The sequence below is a fragment of the Streptomyces sp. NPDC052687 genome, from assembly GCF_040678395.1.
Classification (GTDB): domain Bacteria; phylum Actinomycetota; class Actinomycetes; order Streptomycetales; family Streptomycetaceae; genus Streptomyces.
The window spans coordinates 92,715-111,847 of the sequence record NZ_JBFATR010000013.1; the positions used below are offsets into that span (position 1 = coordinate 92,715).

General features: G+C 74.5%; 16 protein-coding genes and 1 pseudogene. 10 read left to right on the forward strand and 7 right to left on the reverse strand.

What is annotated here, in order from left to right; translation table 11 throughout:
- Positions 1-47 precede the first annotated feature (47 nt).
- Positions 48-236, forward strand: a complete 189-nt coding sequence (locus AB0K92_RS14395; protein WP_365922640.1) for a hypothetical protein — start codon at positions 48-50, stop codon at positions 234-236.
- Between the two features lie 155 nt (positions 237-391).
- On the opposite strand, the gene AB0K92_RS14400 is transcribed toward AB0K92_RS14395, so the two are convergent.
- On the reverse strand, positions 392-1,843 hold the full coding sequence (locus AB0K92_RS14400; protein WP_365922642.1) for an amidase: 1,452 nt from the start codon (positions 1,841-1,843) through the stop codon (positions 392-394).
- A 111-nt stretch (positions 1,844-1,954) separates the two neighbouring features.
- Between AB0K92_RS14400 and AB0K92_RS14405 the strand changes: the two genes are divergently transcribed.
- Positions 1,955-2,806 carry a helix-turn-helix domain-containing protein gene (locus AB0K92_RS14405; protein WP_365922644.1) on the forward strand — a complete coding sequence of 284 codons (852 nt, stop codon included), beginning with the start codon at positions 1,955-1,957 and terminating at the stop codon, positions 2,804-2,806.
- 78 nt (positions 2,807-2,884) lie between these two features.
- Here the strand turns inward: AB0K92_RS14405 and AB0K92_RS14410 are convergent, their stop codons facing one another.
- The gene (locus AB0K92_RS14410; protein WP_365922646.1) at positions 2,885-3,670 is read right to left on the reverse strand and encodes an alpha/beta hydrolase; all 786 of its coding nucleotides are present in this window, start codon (positions 3,668-3,670) and stop codon (positions 2,885-2,887) included.
- A 137-nt stretch (positions 3,671-3,807) separates the two neighbouring features.
- Here AB0K92_RS14410 and AB0K92_RS14415 point away from each other — a divergent pair, with 137 nt between their 5' ends.
- Positions 3,808-4,674, forward strand: coding sequence for a helix-turn-helix transcriptional regulator (locus AB0K92_RS14415; RefSeq protein ID WP_365922648.1), 867 nt, complete (start codon positions 3,808-3,810; stop codon positions 4,672-4,674).
- 337 nt (positions 4,675-5,011) lie between these two features.
- Here AB0K92_RS14415 and AB0K92_RS14420 read toward each other — a convergent pair.
- Positions 5,012-5,218, reverse strand: a pseudogene (locus AB0K92_RS14420) (glycoside hydrolase family 15 protein); the annotation flags it as partial.
- 133 nt (positions 5,219-5,351) lie between these two features.
- Here AB0K92_RS14420 and AB0K92_RS14425 point away from each other — a divergent pair.
- Positions 5,352-6,473 (forward strand): amidinotransferase, encoded by a 1,122-nt coding sequence (locus tag AB0K92_RS14425; RefSeq protein ID WP_365922650.1) that lies wholly within the window; start codon positions 5,352-5,354, stop codon positions 6,471-6,473.
- 99 nt (positions 6,474-6,572) lie between these two features.
- Here the strand turns inward: AB0K92_RS14425 and AB0K92_RS14430 are convergent, their stop codons facing one another.
- The 4 genes from AB0K92_RS14430 to AB0K92_RS14445 all read right to left on the reverse strand — a co-directional run bounded on the left by AB0K92_RS14430 (position 6,573) and on the right by AB0K92_RS14445 (position 11,344).
- Positions 6,573-7,349, reverse strand: coding sequence for a cation transporter (locus tag AB0K92_RS14430; RefSeq protein WP_365922652.1), 777 nt, complete (start codon positions 7,347-7,349; stop codon positions 6,573-6,575).
- Positions 7,350-7,351: 2 nt separating this feature from the next.
- Positions 7,352-7,687, reverse strand: coding sequence for a metalloregulator ArsR/SmtB family transcription factor (locus AB0K92_RS14435; RefSeq protein WP_365922654.1), 336 nt, complete (start codon positions 7,685-7,687; stop codon positions 7,352-7,354).
- Between the two features lie 376 nt (positions 7,688-8,063).
- Positions 8,064-9,437 (reverse strand): trypsin-like serine protease, encoded by a 1,374-nt coding sequence (locus tag AB0K92_RS14440; protein WP_365922656.1) that lies wholly within the window; start codon positions 9,435-9,437, stop codon positions 8,064-8,066.
- 242 nt (positions 9,438-9,679) lie between these two features.
- Positions 9,680-11,344, reverse strand: coding sequence for an alkaline phosphatase D family protein (locus AB0K92_RS14445; protein ID WP_365922658.1), 1,665 nt, complete (start codon positions 11,342-11,344; stop codon positions 9,680-9,682).
- Between the two features lie 176 nt (positions 11,345-11,520).
- On the opposite strand from AB0K92_RS14445, the gene AB0K92_RS14450 reads away from it, so the two are divergent.
- From AB0K92_RS14450 to AB0K92_RS14475, 6 genes are all read left to right on the forward strand, one after another.
- The gene (locus tag AB0K92_RS14450; protein ID WP_365922660.1) at positions 11,521-13,107 is read left to right on the forward strand and encodes an ABC transporter substrate-binding protein; all 1,587 of its coding nucleotides are present in this window, start codon (positions 11,521-11,523) and stop codon (positions 13,105-13,107) included.
- A 20-nt stretch (positions 13,108-13,127) separates the two neighbouring features.
- Positions 13,128-14,096 carry an ABC transporter permease gene (locus AB0K92_RS14455; RefSeq protein WP_365922662.1) on the forward strand — a complete coding sequence of 323 codons (969 nt, stop codon included), beginning with the start codon at positions 13,128-13,130 and terminating at the stop codon, positions 14,094-14,096.
- Complete coding sequence (locus tag AB0K92_RS14460) at positions 14,086-14,991, forward strand: ABC transporter permease (RefSeq protein ID WP_365922664.1); 906 nt, start codon at positions 14,086-14,088, stop codon at positions 14,989-14,991. The genes AB0K92_RS14455 and AB0K92_RS14460 overlap by 11 nt, the downstream gene beginning before the upstream one ends.
- Before the next feature lie 56 nt (positions 14,992-15,047).
- Positions 15,048-16,169 carry an ABC transporter ATP-binding protein gene (locus AB0K92_RS14465; RefSeq protein WP_365922718.1) on the forward strand — a complete coding sequence of 374 codons (1,122 nt, stop codon included), beginning with the start codon at positions 15,048-15,050 and terminating at the stop codon, positions 16,167-16,169.
- A 103-nt stretch (positions 16,170-16,272) separates the two neighbouring features.
- Entirely contained in the window at positions 16,273-16,941 is a 669-nt protein-coding gene (locus AB0K92_RS14470) for an ATP-binding cassette domain-containing protein (protein ID WP_166005425.1), read from the forward strand.
- A gap of 333 nt (positions 16,942-17,274) precedes the next feature.
- Positions 17,275-19,044, forward strand: a complete 1,770-nt coding sequence (locus AB0K92_RS14475; protein ID WP_365922721.1) for an ATP-binding cassette domain-containing protein — start codon at positions 17,275-17,277, stop codon at positions 19,042-19,044.
- Positions 19,045-19,133: the final 89 nt, after the last annotated feature.

Below are 19,133 nucleotides of genomic sequence, written 5' to 3' on the forward strand. Positions count from 1 at the left end.
CGGCCGTGCCGCGGCAGATGTGAGGAGACCTCCGGACGGAAGGAGTCATGATGACCGCGTTCCTGATCCCGCTCGCCGCCGCGACGGCGGTCGTCGTCCTCCTCACGGCCGTCCTCATGCGCCGCGACCAGCGCCGGGCCGCCACCGTGTGGTGGACGGAGGAGGCACCGGCGGGCACGACGCGCGGCCCCGCCCCGGCCGGTGACCGACGTCCGCCCAGGCCGGCTCGGGGTTGAGCCGGGCACGGGTGAACGGGCCGCGGGGCGGGTCCTCGCGAAGATCCGCATCGACCCGCCGAGCACCAGCCCCCGGACCCCACCGAGCGGCTCCGGCTCCGCGCAGACCCCACCCAAGGGGTACGTCCCGCTCCCCGTCGCTCGCGGGCCGGGCCTCAGCCGACGGGCGGGCGGCGGCCGGCCCAGGGGAGGGCCAGTTCGAGGGCGCGGGCCGCCTGGAGGAGCAGGTCCTCGCGCCAGGGGGCGGCGACGAGCTGCACGCCGACGGGCAGGCCGGTCGCGTCGTCGTGGTGGACGGGGACGGACACCGCCGGCTGGCCCGTCACATTGAACAGCGACGTGAACACCCCCAGGGGATAGCTGTTGCGCAGGGCCGCCAGGGGATCCTCGTCGGTGCCCGCCCGCAGGGCGCCGACGCGCGGCGGGAGGCGGGCCGTCGTCGGGGTGACCAGCAGGTCGAAGCCGGCGACGAAGCCCTCCACGACGCGCCGCGACAGCCGCTGGGTCCCGCGCACCGCTTCCGCGTAGGCCCAGGAGTCGACCGCGCGTGCCGCGTCCCGCAGGACCCGGTTGTGCGGCTCGACCCGGTCCGGGTCCGCGAGCGGGACACCGGCGCCGCCGAGGTTCCAGAGGGTCGTGAAGGACCCGACCAGCTCGTCGGCCGGGGGCAGCGGCAGCGGCGTGTCCACGAGGTGCCCGCCGGCCGATTCGAGCGCCCGCAGGGTGACGTCGACGGCCGCCCGGCACGCCGGGTCCACGGCAATGCCGTCGATCGGGGAGTCGGTGAGCACACCGATCCGCAGCCCGGCCGGCAGCTCCGCGCGCAGCGCGGCCGTGAACGGCCGGCGCGGGCTCGGAGGCGACCACCAGGCGCCCGGGTCATGACGCGCGAGCACGTCGAGGACGGCCGCGGTGTCCGCCACCGAGCGCGTGACCACCCCGCTGGTGGCCAGCCCCTCCACGCCGATCACCTCGTTGGTCACCAGGCCGCGGGTGGGCTTGAGCCCGACGAGGCCGGTGCACGAGGCGGGGATGCGGATCGACCCGCCGCCGTCCTCGGCGTGCGCGAGCGGCGCCATCCCGGCGGCGACCGCGACGCCCGCACCGCTCGACGACCCGCCGGGGGTGCGGTCCGGGTCCCACGGGTTGCGCGAGATCCCCAGGGCCGGGCTCTCGGTGAAGGGCAGGGTGCCGAACTCGGAGGTGGTGGTCTTGCCGAGCAGGACGAACCCCGCGTCCAGGAACCGCCGTACCACCGGATCCGACGCCGTGGCCGGCCGCCGGTCCGCGCCGGCCGAACCGTGCGTGGTGGGCCAGCCGGCCACGTCGACGAGGTCCTTGACGGGCAGCGGGACGCCGAGGAAAGGCGGCAGATCCCTGGCCGCCGACGACGACCGCGACCCGGCCCGGACCACCGCGTCGGCCGCCTCCGCCGCGGCCTTGCGGACGTCGTCGTCGGCCCGGTGACAGAAGGCGTTCAGGCGGGGGTCGAGCGCGTCCATCCGCTCGAGGAACATCTCCGCCACCTCCACCGGGCTCACCTCCTTCCCGCGGATCGCGGCGGCGAGTTCGACGGCCGGCGTGAACGGGTCGATCGGTGAGCGCATCACAACGGTCCTTCCCGGTGCGGGTGTTCACGGCCGCGCTCAGCGGCGCGCCGCCAGTCTCCGGGCACCCGCCCCGGACCGTCTTGGACGAATGTCCCGTAACCTGGCGCCATGCCATCCGCCGAGCGGGCCCCGGACGCCGCCGCGGTGTGGGACATCGCCACCCCGTCGCGGCCCGGTCGGCTGCCCGGGGTCGGCATGGCCGGCTTCCGCGCCCGTACGGCGGACCTGGTCGATCTGAGCGTCGTGCCGTACCCGGCGGTCACGGTCGCCGTCGACCTGGGGGACGGCTCGCTCGCCGTGGCCGACACCAGCGGCCGGCGGCAGGCGGGGAGTGTGGTCGTCGGGCTCGGGCCGAGCGGGGTCAGAGGGCGCGGCCGTGCCATCGAGTGTCTACAGGTGCGGCTGTCGCCGCTGGTCGCGCACGCGGTGCTGGGCGCGCCGTCGCAGCCGGCCGGGACGGTGCTGTCGCTGGAGGACCTGTGGGGCCGTGACGGCGCGCGCACCGGGGAGCGGCTGCGCGAGGCCGGCTCGTGGGAGGGACGGTTCGCGCTCGCGGAGGCCGCCCTCGCCCGGCGGCTCGACGAGGACCGGGCGCCCGATCCCGAAGTCGCCTTCGTCTGGCGGCGGTTGGTGGCGAGCCGGGGCCTGGCGCGGGTCGAGTCGCTGGCCGCCGAGGCCGGATGGAGCCGCAAGCGGCTGTGGTCCCGGTTCCGCGCCCAGATCGGCCTCGGCCCCAAGCGCGCGGCCCGGCTGATCCGCTTCGACCACGCGGTGCACCGTCTCGCCGCCGGGCACGGCGCCGCGCTCGTCGCGGCGGAGAGCGGTTACGTCGACCAGTCCCATCTCCACCGTGACGTCCGGGCGTTCGCCGGGGTGACGCCCGGCGCGGTGGCGGACGCGCCCTGGCTCGCGGTCGACGACGTGGCCTGGTCCGCACCCGCCTACCTGTCCGCGGCCTGACACGGCGTCAGCCTTACGGGAGGCCTGGCGGCCGGCCTCCCGTAAGCCCCGGCGACCCCCTTCCGACTGCCCCTGCGCTCAGCTGTCCAGGAAGCCCGTCACGAGCTTGACGAAGGCGTCCTCCTGCTCGAAGAACATCACATGCCCCGTGTCGATCTCGGCGTAGGAGCTGTGGGGGAGGGCGGCGTGCAGCGCGCGGCTGTGCTCGACGGGGACGGTGATGTCCTGGGCGGCACCGATCACGAGCGAAGGGGCCTGGATCCGGGGCAGCAGGTGCCGGATGTCGACCCGCAGGTCGTAGGCGATGTGCCGCAGAGTGCCCTCGGTGGGCGGCATGTTGGGGATCAGGGCCTCGAACCGCTCCCGCCCGATGGCGTTGAGGAAGCCGCGGCTGAAGCCGGTCATCGCCACGGCCCGGCCGAACGCGGCCGGGGAGGCGGTGCCCAGCTCCTGCCAGAGGGTGAACAGGCTGCGCAGGTACGCGTCGGAGTCGGTGTGGGCCCAGCCGGCCGCGAGCACCAGACGCCGTACGAGGTCGGGGCGCAGGGCGGCCACGGTGGCGGCGACGGTGGCCCCCATGGAGAAGCCCAGCAGGTCCACCGGGCCGTCGGCGGCGTCCTCGATGACGGCGACGACCTGCGCGGCCAGCCCCTCCGCGGTCAGCGGACCACCGTCGTCGGTGGTGGCCTCGGTGCCCGACAGATCGGGGGCGATCACGGTACGGTGCCCGGCGAACCGGGGTGTGATCTCACCCCAGTTGACGGCGGCGCCCGCCGAACCGGTGCCGTGGACCAGGACCAGTGCGGGGCCCTCGCCGGTCCGGTGGTAGTGGACCCGCGCGCCGTCGACGGTCAGGGTGGGCATGGGACGCTCCTCGTGTCATCCGCCGGCGCCTCGTGCCCCGGCCCCGCCCACACTGCCGCCGCGGCGGACGGGCCGGGAGAGACCTCCTCAGCCTGGGACCGGCGATCCCTGGCTGCGCGGAGCAGGGGTGTTGCAGGATGGCGGCCATGACGATCGACCGTGCCGGCCTCGCCGACTTCCTGCGCCGCTCCCGCGACCGTGTGCGCCCCCAGGACGCCGGGCTGCCCGTCGGCCCGCGCCGCCGCACCCCGGGACTGCGCCGCGAGGAGGTCGCCCAGCTCGCCGGCATGTCGGCCGACTACTACATACGGCTCGAACAGGGCCGCGGCCCGCAGCCCTCCCCGGAGATGCTGGCGGCCCTGGCCCGCGCCCTGCGGCTGTCCGACGACGAGTCCGACCACCTCCACCTCCTCGCCGGCCGGCGCCCGCCCGCCGCCCGCACCTGCGGCGACCGCGTCCACCCCGGCCTGCTGCACCTGGTGGACCAACTGCCCACCACCCCGGTGCAGGTGCTGAACGACCTGGGTGACGTGCTGGCGCAGAACGCGATGGCTGAGGCGCTGCTCGGCGGGGTGTGCTCGGTGTCCGAGCACGGCCGCAACATCGTCTGGCGCTGGTTCACCGACCCCGCGCAGCGCGCCGCGTACCCGTCCGACGAGCACGACTACTACAGCCGGCTGCACGTCGCCGACCTGCGGGCCGCCGCGGGCCGGCGCACCGGCGATCCCGCGGCGGCCCGTCTGGTACGGCGCCTGCGCGAGGCCAGCGAGGAGTTCGGCGCCCTGTGGGACCTGCACGAGGTCGCCGTACGGCGGTCGTCCAGGATGCGCGTGCTGCACCCGCTGATCGGCCCGGTCGACCTGGACTGCCAGGTCCTGCTCGCGCCGCGCGGAGACCAGCGCGTCATCCTCTACACCCCGCCCGTCGGCAGTGACGCGAGCGAACGCCTCGCACTGCTGAAGGTGGTGGGCAACGGCCAGTTCACCGCGGCGGACAGCGCCTGAGAGCACGGTCAGCGCCTGAGAGCACGGTCAGCGCCTGAGAGCACGGACAGCGCCCGCGAGCACGGCGGGGGAGGACCGCCGGTGACCGTTCCACGCGCGGGCGCGCGGGCGCGCGGGCGACGGGCGGGGCACGTGGGCGGGGCCGGCCCCGAAGCCCGGCCGCGCGCCCACGGGAGGCGAGCGCGCGACGCCCGGCGCAGAGTGGGGGCATGACCGACCACGACAGGCCGACGGCGGCAGCGGCGGTGCGCGGGCTGGATCCGCTGGGCGCGCAGCCGGTCCCCTCGCGTACGTCGAGCAGATCGCGCACCACCGCGTACCGCACCTTCTGGTGCCCGGGGTTGCCGGCGACCGCGCGCAGCAGCCGGTCCCGCCACTGGGTGGCCTCCTCCAGGTAGCCGGTGCCGATGAGCGCCTGGAGGGTGAACGTGGCGTCGCGCGGCCGGCAGTAGCGGTAGTCCCAGTTGCGGGGGCCGCCGGGCTGTTCGGGCAGTGAGGTGGTGGCCGCGGCGACGATGCCGCCGGTGGGCCGGTAGGTGAGGGCACTTGTCATATGCCAACGGCATGAAAACCGCATATGCCCCCGGTATGGGGATTACGTCGGACTCAGGCGGACTCGGGTGCCTCCGTACGGGTGGGGTGCGCTTGAATCCGGGTCGTCCGGGAATCTGGTCTGCATGGCGCTGGTGAGTGAGGTGACCGACGAGTCGGCGGAACGTCTTGTGTCACCGGTCTGTTCGCACAACGAGTGGGATCCGCTGGAGGAGATCATCGTCGGGCGGCTCGACGGGTCGCGGATCCCCCCGACCCACCCGGTGGTGACGTGCAACGTGCCGCCGTGGGCCGCGCGGCTGCAAGGGCTCGCCGGCGGTTTCCGGTACCCGCGGCTGCTGGTCGAGCGGGCGCAGCAGGAACTGGAAGGGTTCGTCGCGCTGCTCACGTCCCTCGGCGTCACCGTCCGCCGCCCCGACGCCGTCGACCACGGACGGCGCTTCGGCACCCCGGACTGGTCGTCACGCGGCTTCTGCAACAGCTGTCCGCGCGACAGCATGCTCGTGATCGGCGACGAGATCATCGAGACGCCGATGGCCTGGCCCTGCCGGTACTTCGAGACGCACTCCTACCGCCCGATCCTCAAGGACTACTTCCGGCGCGGCGCCCGCTGGACCTCGGCCCCCAAGCCACAGCTCACCGACGACCTGTTCGTCGAGGGCTTCCGCGTCCCCGGGCCGGACGAGCCCATGCGCTACATCCTCACCGAGTTCGAACCCGTCTTCGACGCCGCGGACTTCGTGCGCGCCGGACGGGACCTGTTCGTCACCCGCAGCAACGTCACCAACCGCATGGGCATCGAGTGGCTGCGCCGCCACCTGGGCCCCGGCTACCGCATCCACGAGATCGAGAGCCGCTGCCGCACGCCCATGCACATCGACACCACTTTCGTCCCGCTGGCACCCGGAAAGGTGCTGGTCAACCCCGACTACGTGGACGTCGACCGGCTGCCCGAGGTGCTGCGCTCCTGGGACGTCCTGATCGCCCCCGAGCCCACCCCCATCCGGGACCCGCTGCTGAAGGTCACCTCGATGTGCGGCCGCTGGCTCAGCATGAACGTGCTCATGGTGGACGAGAAGCGGGTGATCGCCGAACGCCACCACACCGAGATGCTGCGCTCCCTCGAACGCTGGGGCTTCGAGCCGATCCCCTGCGACCTCCTGCACTACGCCCCGTTCGGCGGCTCGTTCCACTGCGCGACGCTGGACGTGCGCCGGCGCGGGACGCTGGAGTCGTACGTCGACTGACGCGCCCGGCGGCGGGCGCGGGCCGGGTGGCCGACGCCGACGTGGCCTGGCCGGTGCGGCTACGGTTTTGCCGGCGCGGTGCGGCCTGCCGGCCCGGTCTCAGACGCAGCAGGTCCCGCCCGGCGCGCAAGCGCACGCCTGACTTTCGCGCGGGGTGGACGGGGCCGGTGCCGTGGGCACGGCGGGCGTCGCAGGTGCTGTGGGTGGGGCGGGGGCCGTGGGCGGGGCGCAGCAGCCCTCGCCGCGCCAGGCGGCCCGCCCTTCCCTGACGGCGACGGCGGCGATGGCGAGGGCGGCGAGCGGGTCGGCCCAGGACCAGCCCAGCGTGGCATTGAGAAGCAGTCCGGCCAGCAGGGCGGCGGACAGATACGTGCACAGCAGGGTCTGCCGGGAGTCGGCGACCGCGCTGGCGGAGCCGAGGGCCCGCCCCGCCCGGCGCTGCGCGGCCGAGAGGAACGGCATGACGGCGAGGGAGAGCGCCGCGAGCACGATGCCGGTGACGGAGCGCTCGGCCGGCTCTCCGGTGCCCACGAGGGCGCGTACGGCGTCGACGGTGACGTAGGCGGCGAGGGCGTGGAAGGACACGGCGACGATCCGCAGCGTGCGGCGCTCGCGCGCCTGCCGGACGGCGTGGTCGCGGGCGGAGAACTGCCAGGCGACCGCGGCGGCGGAGGACACCTCGATCACCGAGTCCAGCCCGAAGCCGAGCAGGGCGGTGGACGAGGCGAGCGCGCCCGCGGTGAGGGCGACGGCCGCCTCGACGAGGTTGTAGGCGATGGTCGCGGCGACCAGCAGCCGGATGCGCCGGGTGAGCGCGTCACGGCGGTCCGGGCCGGTGTGGGGGGAGACGACGGTGCGTGCGGGCCGCGCTGTCATGGTCAGCAGCACCCCCTGTCGTCCGCGTCCGCGCATGTCCGGTCCGACTCCACGGTGACCACCGCGGTGCGCAGGGCGTCCAGCGCCTGCCCGAAGCGCGCGTCGGCCAGCTCGTAGCGGGTGCGGCGGCCGTCGGGGACGGTGACGACCAGGCCGCAGTCCCGCAGACACGCGAGATGGTTCGACAGCCGGGGGCGCGAGACGCCGAGCGCGTCGGCCAGGTCGGCCGGGTACGCGGGGGCGGCGCGCAGGGCGAGCAGGACGCGGCAGCGGAGGGGATCGGCGAGCGCGCGGCCGAAACGGGTCAGCACGTCGATGTCGGAGGCAGCAGTCAGCACGGCGGCAGAGTACACGGATTCCTGAATTCAAGAAGTCCTGGATTCAGATGTCGAACGTGCCCGCTCCGTGCGGCAGGCCCCCCGTGCGGACGGGCGCCGACGGGCGCCGGAGCGGCGAACGGCTCCGCCTTCCGCGGTGGTTGACAGCGACGACCGGGGCCTCGGCGCCACCGGCGCGTGCACGGCCATCTTCGGCGGACGGGGCCGCCGAGCTTGCGGCTGCTCCCGTAACCCGCCGCCGTCCTTCTCGGGCTGTCGGCGCAGCCCCGGACGATCTCGCCGACTTGTCACTCACGAGGTCCGAGAAGTCCGCTCGTCAACTGACCGATCGTTGAAATGTCTTCTCGCGGAGCCGTGAATTGGGGTTCCGGGCCGGTTACAGCCGCTGCCAGAGCGCGGGCGTCGTGTCGGGCGCCCACGCGCCCTGCGCCTGGTGCCGCTGGAGGCACTGGTAGCGCACGCCGGCGACGGTCACGGTGGCCCCCACCTCGTAGACCCGGCCGGACTTCCACGCGTCCGCCGCGGCGCCGTCCTGCGGAGCGGGCGCGGCCTGCTGCGACGCCGTCGTCAGGGTGAGGCCGAAGTCGCCGAGGATCTGGTTGACCGGCTGGTAGAACGTCGTGCCGCCGTCGGTGCAGTTGCCGCTGCCGCCGGAGGTGACGCCCTGTGCCTGGACGCCCGCCACGTACGGGCCGCCGGAGTCGCCGGGCTCGGCGCACACCGTGGTCCGGGTGAGGCCGTCGACGGTGCCCTCGGCGTAGCTGACGCTGACCTCGTGCTGCTCGACGGTGCCGCAGTGCCAGCCGGTGGTCGAGCCCGAACGGCACACCGACGCCCCGACCAGCGCCTCGACCGACCCGGCGACCTGCACCTTCTGCTCGCCCTGGCCCTTCACGTCCGGGGTCGCGGTCCAGTTCGCGTTGACGACCACGTGCGCCATGTCCTTGCCGGGGAACGTGGAGGCCTGGAAGGTGCCCTGGTCGGCCTGGTTGAAGCCGGTGGTCTTCGCGCCCGCCTTGCCGCAGTGGCCGGCGGTGACGAAGCCCTGCTGCTGGTCCTTGGTGACGGAGAAGCCGACGGAGCAGCGGGCGGCGCCGTCGATGTAGAAGGCCTCACCACCGGTGATGTTCTCGAACAGGCGCGGCCGGTCCTCCGTCACCCGGATGGCGACCTGTTCCGGGCGGAGCCCGGCGGCCAGCACGAACGCGGCCCCGGACGCCTGATCCGCGGCCTCCAGCACCACCCGGTTGCCCGGCACGTCGACGTACCACAGCGGCGTTCTCTCCGTGTCGTACAGGATGTCCGTGCTGTCCAGCCGCGCCTTCACGGCCCGCAGGGCGGCCAGGGTGTTCGTGACGACCACGGCCTTCGCGCCCTCGGCCTCGATGGCGGGCACGTCCTCGGCGCTGGTGGTCGCCACGGTCAGCTCGCCGGCCACCGGGCCGCGCAGCCAGGCGCCGGCGAACCGCTCGCCGAGCGCGTTGCGCAGCCTGCCCGCGCGCGTCCCGGCCTCCGCCTCGTTGACCAGCCGCTCCCGCGCCTGCGTCGACGTCAGCCTCAGGTCCCGCTGCAGCGCGAGGAGCACCTGCTGCGACGGCTTGTCGGCACCGAGGGTCTGGGCCGCCGTGGCCACCGAGCCGGCGGAGGGCTCCGGATCGGCCGCCTCGGCCGTGGGGATCGCGGCGAGGACGAGCGCGCCGAGCACGGTGAGCGCGGCCCCGTGCCGGGCAACGGTGTGTCTGTGGGCCATGCGAGCTGTCTCCTTCGCTCCTGGGGAAGCTGCCGTGAGGCCATAGGCCTTGCCGCGACGGCCCGTCGGGATGTCGCGTGCGGCGCGGTTTCGCGCTTTTGGTGACGCCACGGGGCGCCATGTGCAGTAGGACGCCCCCTGGCGGAGCGGGGGCGCCCGGAGGCGGACCCAGGCGGGCCGGAGGGCGGGCCGGGGTGGGCCGGGGGTGGGCCGGGGTGGGCCGGGGCGGGCCGGGGCCGGTGTCACGCCGGTGTGAGCCCGGGGTTTCCCACCTCGGTGACGAACGACGCGGCCGTCGTGACGGGCGCCCCGGGCGTCGACACGGCCGGGATCGTCCGGAAGTCGGCCTCCGCCCTGGTCCGGTCCAGCCGCACCCGGAGGTAGCCGCGCCTGCCGTCGTAGAACTTCATGTGCGGGTTGGCCCGCAGGTGCGACTCCCAGTTGGGCAGCCTCGCCGCGCCGTCCTTGCCGCTGGTGATGGAGGTGCAGGCGAGTTCCGTGCCGAGGTTGCGGGAGGCCGGGTCGTCGAAGTCGTCCTTGATGTCGAGGGCGTAGCTGACGTGGACGTCGCCGGTGAGGACGAGCCAGTTGGCGAGTCCGGCGGCCTTCGCCCCGGCGACGACCCGGTTGCGTGAGGCGCGGTAGCCGTCCCAGGCGTCCATGGAGACCTTCGGCGGGTTGGTCACGTCGAAGTTGCGCTGACTGAACAGCACTTGCTGGGGCATCACGTTCCACAGCGCGCCGGAGTCGTGCCAGCCGTCGATCAGCCAGCGTTCCTGCTCGGCGCCGGTGAGGGTGCGCGCCGGGTCGTCGGACTCGGGGCCCGGGACGTGCGGGCGGTCGCCGTAGGCCTGGTCGGAGCGGTACTGGCGGGTGTCGAGCAGGTCGAACTGGGCGAGGGTGCCCCAGTGGAGGCGGCGGTACAGCCGGGCGTCCGGGCCCTGGGGGAGCTGCGCGGAGCGCAGCGGCTGGTTCTCCCAGTACGCGCGGTAGGCGGCGGCCCGCCGCAGCAGGAACTGCTCGGGCGGGCTGCCGTTCTCGTCGAAGGGGCCCGCGTAGTTGTTCTCGGTCTCGTGGTCGTCCCAGGTGACCACGAAGGGGTGCGTGGCGTGCGCGGCCCGCAGGTCGGCGTCGGTCTTGTACAGGGCGTACCGCATCCGGTAGTCCGCCAGGGTCATCGTCTCCCGGTTGAAGACGTCCGGGAGCGTGCCGTCGGCGTATCCGCGCTCGCCGCCGGCGGAGTTGACGGAGTACTCGTACAGGTAGTCGCCGAGGTGGAAGACGAGGTCGACGTCCTCGTTCGCCAGGTGCCGGTAGGCGGTGTAGTAGCCGTCGTGGTAAGCCTGGCAGGCGACGGCGGCCAGGCGCAGGGACGCGACCGGGGTGCCGGTGTCCGGCGCGGTGTGGGTGCGGCCCACCGGGCTGATCCAGGCCCCGGTGCGGAACCGGTAGTAGTACGGGGTGCCCGGGTCCAGGCCCTTGACGTCGACATGCACGCTGTGGCCGTACTCCGGGTAGGCCAGGGCGACGCCGTCGCGCACGACGATGGCGAACCACTCGTCGAGGGCGACCTCCCACTGCACGGCGATCCGCTGCTGCCCGAGTCCGCCGTCCGGCTCGTACGGGGTGGGCGCGAGCCGGGTCCACAGCACGACCGAGTCCGGCAGCGGATCGCCGGAGGCGACCCCCAGGGTGAAGGGGTCCTCGGTGATCCGGGCGGCGTCGAGCTGCGGGGCGGCCATCGCGCCGCGGGCGGGCAGGCCGGTGCCGAAGGCGAGGGTGGCGGCCGCGGCGGCGACGGTGAAGAAGCGGCGGCGGGCGAGGTGCGGGACCGCGGCACGCCATACGGCGTCGGTGGGGGCCGAGGGATGCTCGGGCAGGCCTGTGCGACGGCCTGTGGGCGCCATCTGATGTCCTCTCATCACGCGGAGTACGCATGCTAAGCAGACAAAATGGGCAATCCGGGCGCGCCTTGCGGTGACGTCCCACGGGGGACGTACGGACTGGTGCTCGAGCGCCTTCGTGACCTTTAATTGCCACCGCTATGCAACAACGCGAAAACGGCAACAAGGGTGTGAGGTCCATGACGGCCCGACGGATACGAGGTGCCGCCGCCACGGCGGCGTTGACCGCCGGGGTCGCCGCCTGCTCGGCACCCGGCGGCGGGACGGACGACGCGAAGGCCGCCGACTCCGTCGTCATCGGCGTGGCCACCGAGCCGGAGACCCTCAGCCCGCTGCTCGGCTACGGCAAGGACGGCAACTCCAAGATCTTCGACGGGCTGCTCGCCCGCGACGCCGGCCTGAAGCTGAAGCCGGCCCTCGCCACCGCGCTGCCGAAGATCACCGACGGCGGCCGCACGTACACCTACACCCTGCGCGACGGGGTCGAGTTCAGCGACGGCGAACCGCTGACCGCCGACGACGTCGTCTTCACCTACCGGACCGTCCTCGACGCCAAGACCAACAACACCGCCAAGAGCGAGCTGGACGCCGTCGACAGCGTCACGGCACGCGGCGACGACACGGTCGTCTTCCGCCTGGAGTACCCCTACGCGCCCTTCGCCGCCCGCACGGTGCTGCCCATCGTCCCCGAGCACATCGCCGGGAAGCAGGACCCCAACACCGGCTCCTTCAACACCGAGCCCGTCGGCACCGGACCGTACGTCCTCGCCGACTGGCGCAAGGGCGAGAAGCTGACTTTCAAGGCCAACCCCCACTACTGGGGACCGAAGCCGAAGGTGAAGACCTTCACCATGGCGGTCATCGCCGACGACGACGTCCGCGCCACCCGGCTGCGCTCCGGCGACCTCGACGGCGCCGTCCTGCCGCCCAACCTCGCCGCCACCTTCGTCGAGGACGGCGACAGGCGGACGTACGAGGCGAAGTCCTACGACTTCCGGGCCGTCACCCTCCCCAGCGACGGTCCCGTCACCGGCGACCGGGCGATCCGGCGGGCCCTCGACGCCGCCGTGGACCGCCGGGCCATGGTCGACAAGATCCTCGACGGCGCGGGCCGCCCGGCCTACGGGCCGCTGCCCACCGACGACCCCGCGTTCGACCCGGCCGTCGAACGCGACCGCGACCTCGCGAAGGCGGAGAAGATCCTCGACGAGGCCGGCTGGAAGCCCGGCGGCGACGGCGTCCGCGCCAAGGACGGCCGCCGCGCCTCCTTCACCCTGCTCTACCCCTCCGGCGACAAGGTCCGCCAGGACCACGCCCTCGCCTACGCCTCCGACGCCAAGAAGGCCGGCATCGAGGTGAAGGTGGAGAGCGCCACCTGGGAGGTCATCGAGCCGCGCATGGGCAAGGACGCGGTCCTCGCCGGCTTCGGCAGCGTCGGCGACCCCGACTTCGGCCTGTACACCCTGCTGCACTCCTCCCTCGCCGGCGACGGCTTCAACAACATGGCCCGCTACCGCAACCCGGCCGTGGACAAGGCCCTCGACACCGGCCGCCGCACCCAGGACCCGGACCGGCGCGAGGCCGCCTACGGCACGGTCCAGCGCGCCCTCGTCGACGACCCCGGCTACACCTTCCTCACCCACATCGACCACGTGTACGTGCTCGCCGACCGCTGGGACGGCCTGACCACCCAGCTGGAGCCGCACGAGCACGGCTTCGCCAGCGGCCCCTGGTGGAACATCGAGGACTGGCAGCCGAAGCGATGAGAACACCCCCCTGGGGGGCGATGGCACGCCTGGCGGGACGACGGGCCCTGTTCGCGGGGCCCGTCCTCCTCGCCGTCACCTTCGGCGTGTTCGCCATCGCCGCCGCCTCCCCGTTCGACCCCGTCAAGGCCTACGCCGGCACCGCCGCGCTCGGCGCCGACCAGGAGACCCTGGACCGGCTGCGCGCCAACCTCGGCGTGGACCAGCCGTTCTGGACCCGCTGGTGGGACTGGCTGACCGCCGCCCTCACCGGCGACCTCGGCCACTCCACCGTGCTGCGCCAGCCGGTCACCCAGGTCATCGGCGAACGCCTGGTGTGGTCGGCGCTGCTGTGCGCGGTCGCGTTCGCCGTCGCCGTGCTGCTCGGCACGGTGCTCGGCGTGCTCGCCGCCCGCCGCCCCGGCTCCCCCGTGGACCGCGCCGTCAGCTCGCTCGCCTACCTCCTGGAGGCCGCCCCGGTCTTCTGGATCGCGCTGCTCGCCGTCTGGCTGTTCGCCCTGCGCTGGGACCTCCTCCCGGCGGGCGGCCTCACCGACACCGCCAGCGGGCAGGTCACCTTCGGGCAGGTCACGAGCCACCTGGTGCTGCCCGCCGGGGTGCTCGCCGTCTCCCAGCTGCCCTGGTTCACGCTCTACGTCCGCCAGGGCGTCGGCGACGCACTCGCCGAGGACCCGGTGCGCGGCGCCCGCGCCCGCGGCCTGGCCGAACGCACCGTGCTGCTCGGCCACGCCCTGCGCTCCGGACTGCTGCCCGTGCTCACCCTGATCGGCTCCCGCGTGCCCGAACTCATCACCGGCGCCCTGTTGGTGGAGAGCGTCTTCAGCTGGCCCGGCATCGCCGCCGCCACCGTCCAGGCGGCCACCGCCGTGGACTTCCCGCTGCTGGCCGCCCTCACCACGCTCGCCACCGCCGCCGTCCTCGTCGGCAACCTGCTCGCCGACCTGCTCTACGGACTGTTCGACCCGAGGGTGAAGCTCAGTGACATGTGACGCACCGGCGCCCTCCGCGGCGAAGTCCCCGGCCGGGCGCGTCTGGCGGTCGTACGGCACGAACCGCCGCACCAGCCGCGCCCTGCGGGTCCGCGTCTCGGCCGCCGTGCTGGCCGCGACCGTCCTCGCCGTGCTGCTCGTCCCGCCCCTGGTCCAGCTCGACCAGCAGGCCGTCGACCTGGCCGCCAAGCTGAAGGCGCCCTCCTGGGAGCACCCGTTCGGCACCGACGACGTCGGCCGCGACCTGCTGCTGCGCTGCGTCTACGGGCTGCGGGTCTCGCTGCTCGTCGGCGTGGCCGCGGCGCTCACCGCCACCGTCGTCGGCACCGCCGTCGGCGCCACCGCCGGAGCACTCGGCGGCTGGGCCGACCGCGCCGTCATGCGGGTCGTCGACACCGTTTCCTCCGTGCCGCACCTGCTGCTCGGCATCTTCATCGTCGCCATGTTCCGGCCCGGCGTCTGGCCCGTGGTGGTCTCCGTCGCCCTCACCCACTGGCTGTCCACCGCGCGGATCGTGCGCGCCGAGGTGCTGTCGCTGCGCTCCCGGCCGTACATCGACGCCGCCGTCAGCGGGGGAGCGTCCCGGTGGCGGGTGACCGTACGGCACCTGCTGCCCGCCGTGCTGCCGCAGGCCGCGCTCGCCGCCGTCCTGATGGTGCCGCACGCGATGTGGCACGAGTCCGCGCTGTCCTTCCTCGGCCTCGGACTGCCCACCCACACCGCGAGCCTCGGCAACCTCATCCAGAGCGCCCGCGGCTCCCTGCTCGCCGGACAGTGGTGGCCCACCCTCTTCCCCGGCCTGTTCATCATCCTGCCCACCCTCGCCATCGCCGGACTCGCCGGCGCCTGGCGGGAGCGGATCAACCCCCGCCGCCGATCGGAGCTGATGCTGTGAGCGAGCGCGCCCCCGCCCCCGTCCTGTCGGTGCGCGGTCTGTCGGTGCGTTTCCTGATGCCCGGCGGACGCGGTGTCGCCGCCGTCACCGACGCCCACTTCGACGTCGCGCCCGGCGAGTGCCTGGCGCTCATCGGCGAGAGCGGCTGCGGCAAGTCCGTGCTGGCCTCCGCCCTGCTCGGACTGCTGCCCGGCAACGCCCAGGTCGCCGGGCAGGCCCTCCTCGGCGACCTCGACCTGCTCGCCGCCGACGAGCGGACCCTCGCCCGCACCGTCCGTGGCCGCCTCGTCGGTCTCGTCCCGCAGAGCCCGGCCGCGCACCTCACCCCCGTGCGCACCATCCGCTCCCAGCTGGAGGAGACGGTCGCCGCGCTCACCCCGGTGCGCGGCCGCGACGCCCTGCGCGCCGCCGCCGAACGGGCCGCCGAGCGCGCCGCGTTCCCGGTCGGCCACCTCGACCGCTACCCGCACGAACTCTCCGGCGGCCTCGCCCAGCGCGCCGCCACCGCGCTCGCCCTCGTCGGCGACGCCCCGCTGCTGCTCGCCGACGAGCCGACCACCGGCCTCGACCGCGACCTCGTCGACCGCACCGTCGACGAGCTGCGGCGGCATGTCGACGAGGGGGCCCGGGGTGGCGAGAGGGCCAGGAGGGCCGAGGAGACGGCGGGTGGCGAGACGGCCGAGGGCGCGGAGCGGGCCAAGGTGACCGAGAAGGGCGAAGAGGCCGAGGGCGCCGAGAGGGGCGGAGGGGCCGAGACGGCCGAGGGCGCCGGGGGTGCGGAAAAGGCCGAGGGGCCCGCCGGCTCCACCGGCCGCGCACTGCTGGTGATCACCCACGACCTGGCCGCCGCCGAACGCATCGCCGACCGCGTCGCCGTGATGTACGCGGGCCGCATCGTCGAACTCGCCGACGCGGCCGCCTTCTTCGGCACGCCCGGTCCCCGCCACCCCTACAGCCGCGGTCTCCTCGACGCCCTGCCCGACCGCGCCTTCACCCCCATCCCCGGCATGCCCCCGGAACTCGGCGACCTCCCCGGCGGCTGCGCCTTCGCCCCGCGCTGCGCCCGCGCCACCGAGGTCTGCGGCACCCCGCCGCCGGGCGGCGCCGTCGCCTGCCACCACCCGTACGCGGTCGAGGACGTCCGGGACACCACCCGCGTGGGAGACCTCCGTGCCTGAAACCCCCGTGTCCGCGACCTCCGCAGCCTCCGCGCCCCCCGCAGCCTCCGCAACCTCCACGGCCGGCACCGCCGCGCCCGAGACCCCCGCACCCGCAACGCCCCTGCTCGAACTGCGCGCCATCACCGCCGGATACGACCGCCGCGACCCCGTCGTCCGGGACGTCTCCCTGACCGTCGCCCCCGGTGAAGCCGTCGGACTGCTCGGGCCCAGCGGGTGCGGCAAGTCCACCCTGGCGCGGGTCGCCGCACTGCTGCACCGCCCCGACGCGGGCGCCGTCGTGCTCGACGGCACCCCCGCGCGCGGATGGCGCCACCGCGCGCCCCGCGAGCAGCGCACCGCGTTCGGCGTCGTCTTCCAGCAGCCGCGGCTCTCCGCCGACCCCCGGCTGCGGCTCGCCGACCTGATCGCCGAACCCCTGCGCGCCACCGGCCGGCGCGCCCAGGTCCCCGAACGGGTCGCCGAACTCGCCGCCACGGTCGGCCTGACCCCGGACCTGCTGACCCGGCGGCCGCACGAGGTCAGCGACGGCCAGCTGCAACGCGCCTGCCTCGCCCGCGCCCTGGTGCTGCGCCCGCGCCTGCTGGTGTGCGACGAGATGACCGCGATGCTCGACGCCTCCACCACCGCCGCCCTGGTCGCCGTCGTGGAGGACTACCGGGCCGCCACCGGAGCGGGACTGCTCGCCGTGGGGCACGACCACGTCCTGCTGCGCCGCTGGTGCGACCGCACGGTCCACTGGGACGAGCTGACCGCGCACCGGGCCGGCTGAACCCCACCGGCCACCTCCGTCACGAGCACCGGCGTTTCGGCCAACGCCGGTGCCGGCACGGCCCGTGCGGTACGCGGACGCGGCGCGCCCCGCCCCGGCATCACCGGCCTCCCCGTCGTCCGGAATCGAGCGCGTTCGATTCGCCCTCGCCCTCGTTGAGCCGGGCACCGCCGGACCACCCAGGTGCGGCGCCCGACCCGAGGAGGGATGCAGGTGACCGTTCCCGACACCGCGCCAGAGAGCCCGAAGACGCCACCCCCTCCACCACCGGCGACGATCGCCTACGGGGGCAAGTTCGGCAAGAACCCCCTGGAGGAGGCCAGTTTCCGGGCGATGTGCCGGCGGCTGCCCGCCGTGCTCGGCCAGACCGCGCGCATGGCCTGGGCGGTCGACCGCCCCGCCGTCCTGCTGCTGCTCGGCTGCCAGCTCCTCACCGGCGCCGCCGCCGCCGTCGTCCTCGGCTTCACCGCGCGCGCCATGACCCACCTCCTCGCGGGCGGCGCGGTCCCCGACCGCCTGCACGCCGCCCTGCCCGACCTCCTGGCCGTCACCGCGGCCGCCGCGGCCGGCCGGGTCGGCGCCGCCCTCGCCTCCTACGCCGACGGACGGATCACCCCCCGCCTGACCACCGAGGCCGACGTCGCCCTGGTGTCCGCCGTCTGCCGCGTCGAGGCCTCCGCCTACGGCGTGGACGGCTTCGCCGACCGCCAGGAGGCCGCCGAGGTCGGCGTCACCCGCACCACCTACATGGTCCGCGACGCCCAGCGCTTCGTGGCCTCCCTCATCCGCATGCTCGCCGCGGCCGGCGTCATCGGCGCCCTGCACGGGCTGATGCTGCCGCTGCTGCTCCTCGCCGTGCTGCCCGCCGGCCTCGGCGCCGTCCTCTCCGCCCGCGTCGACTACGCCACGCACTACGCCAACGTCGCCGACCGCAACGTCCGCGGCATGATGCGGTTCTGGGCCACCTACCCCCGCCACGGCGACGAGATCCGCGCCAACGGCATGACCGGCTACCTCGTCTACTGGTACCGCGCCCTGTCCGAACGCATCGACCGGCGCACCCTGTCCGCCGCGCCGCGCATGCTGCGCATCGTCCTCGCCACCTCCGCCCTCGGCGGCGTGTTCCTGCTCGGCACCTGGGCCGCGCTCGCCTGGCTCACCGCCACCGGCCGGGTCGCCCTGCCCGTCGCCGCCACCGCGGTCGTCGCCGTGCAGACCACGCTGGCCGCTCTCTCCCAGCTCGTGCAGCACGGAGCCGCCCTGTTCCACACCTCGCTCTACCTCGCCGACATGCGCGCCTTCCTCGACCTCGCCGCCGAACGCGCCCCGCGGCGAGGTGACCTGACGATCCCCGAGGAGGTGGCCGAGATCCAGCTCGACGAGGTCGTCTACCAGTACCCCGGCAAGGACGAGCCCGCCGTCGCCGGTGTCTCCCTCACCCTGCGCCGCGGCGAGATCCTGGCGGTCGTCGGCGAGAACGGCTCCGGCAAGTCCACCCTCACCAAGCTCCTGACCGGCATCCTCCTGCCGGACAAGGGACAGGTCCGGTGGGACGGCGTCGACCTGGCCCGGGTCCGGCCCGACTCCGTCTGGGCGCGCACCGCGCTCGTCCCGCAGAACTTCGCCTGCTGGCCGCTGCGCACCCGCGAGAACGTCACCCTCGGCCAGCCCCGCACCCACGACGACGACCCCGTGTGGGAGGCCGTCGACGCCGTCGGCATGCGCGAGACCGTCGAGCGGCTGCCGCACGGGCTCGACACCCTGCTCGCCCGGGAACTCTTCGGCGGCGTCGAGCTGTCCGGCGGCCAGTGGCAGCGCCTGGCCTGCGCCCGCGCCCTGTACCGCCGTACCCCGCTGCTGATCCTCGACGAGCCGACCTCGCAGATGGACCCGCGCGGCGAGCACCGCATCTTCCTGGAGATCAAACGCATCGCCGCCGAGCGGATGACCGTCGTCGTCACCCACCAGCTGGAGAACACCCGCCTCGCCGACCGGATCGTGGTCCTGCGGGAGGGCCGTATCGTCGAACAGGGCTCCTACGACGACCTGGTCCACGCGGGCGGCCTGTTCGCCGAGCTGGTCGCCCTCGCCAAGGACCGGTAGGCGCACCGCCGCCCGCAGAGGACCGCGACCGGCACGCGCACCCCCCTGCCGTGAGAGACGACCCCCTCCGCGCGGGCGCACCCTGAAAA